The organism is Bradyrhizobium glycinis (genome assembly GCF_016031655.1).
GTDB lineage: Bacteria > Pseudomonadota > Alphaproteobacteria > Rhizobiales > Xanthobacteraceae > Bradyrhizobium > Bradyrhizobium glycinis.
In genome coordinates, this window is sequence record NZ_JACCHQ010000068.1 from 1 (window position 1) to 885 (window position 885).

Annotated in this window: 2 protein-coding genes and 1 pseudogene; all 3 read right to left on the reverse strand. The window is 65.4% G+C overall.

Translation table 11 applies throughout. The features are described from left to right. Positions 1-124, reverse strand: a pseudogene (locus tag HZZ16_RS37815) (OmpW/AlkL family protein); the annotation flags it as partial. A gap of 110 nt (positions 125-234) precedes the next feature. Continuing rightward, positions 235-501 (reverse strand): hypothetical protein, encoded by a 267-nt coding sequence (locus HZZ16_RS36890; RefSeq protein ID WP_197955761.1) that lies wholly within the window; start codon positions 499-501, stop codon positions 235-237. A 120-nt stretch (positions 502-621) separates the two neighbouring features. Further along, the coding region (locus HZZ16_RS36895; protein WP_446479851.1) for an AMP-binding enzyme at positions 622-885 on the reverse strand (264 nt) is incomplete at its 5' end.

Here is an 885-nt window from a genome sequence, read left to right on the forward strand (position 1 = left end):
ACGTCACGCCCGCGCCGACCAGCCAGGGATCGATATGCGCGGTGCCGGTGACCGGGATCGCGCCGTTGACCGTGGCCGAGTAGTTGGGCTGGAGCCATAGCTTCTTCACGTCGACGTTGAGGCCCCGATCAAACCGGGACTATCGCGACGCGATTTGGCCCCAGCGTTGCAGATGTGTCACGGAAAGCGCGAATGCGAAGCGGGTGGCGCGGCAGCATAGTGCCGCCGCTCACATCACGGGCGCACGGGGTTGTTCAGCATGTACTCGCCGAGATCGCGCTGGCGGCGGTCGGCGCGCGCGGTGGCGGCGTTGCGCTGGACGTCGCGGTCCTTGCGGCAGGCCACGTATTCCGGCGAGCCCTGCGCATAGCCCCGGCTCTGGCAGACCGCATCGTCGTCGTCACCGCCCATCGCCACCGGATTCTGGTAGCGCGCCGAGCAGGCGGAGAGAGCGACGGCGAGCAGAGAGATTGCCCCATACTGCGCGAGTTTGGCTGACATTTGGTCGTCCTGTCTCATTCGTCATCGCCGGGCTTGACCCGGGCATCCATCAATGAGCAAGCAATTGCCTTGATTTCGATGGATTGCCGGGTCAAGCCCGGGCATGACAGAAGGGCAAACTCACACCCGTCCCTTCAGCGCCTCGCCGATCTCGTCGAGCGCCTTGGGATCCTCGATCGTCGCCGGCATGGTCCAGGATTCGCCGTCGGCGATCTTCTTGATGGTGCCGCGTAGGATCTTTCCGGAGCGCGTCTTGGGTAGGCGGCCGACGGTGATGGCGAGCTTGAACGCGGCGACCGGGCCGAGCTTGTCGCGCACCAGCGCGACGATTTCCTTCTCGATCTCGGTTGGCGGGCGCTTGACGCCCGCCTTCAGCACCAGGAA

Coding starts and splice junctions, on each gene's coding strand:
- HZZ16_RS36890 (WP_197955761.1), bottom strand. CDS start 501: ATGTCAGCCAAACTCGCGCAGTATGGGGCAATCTCTCTGCTCGCCGTC.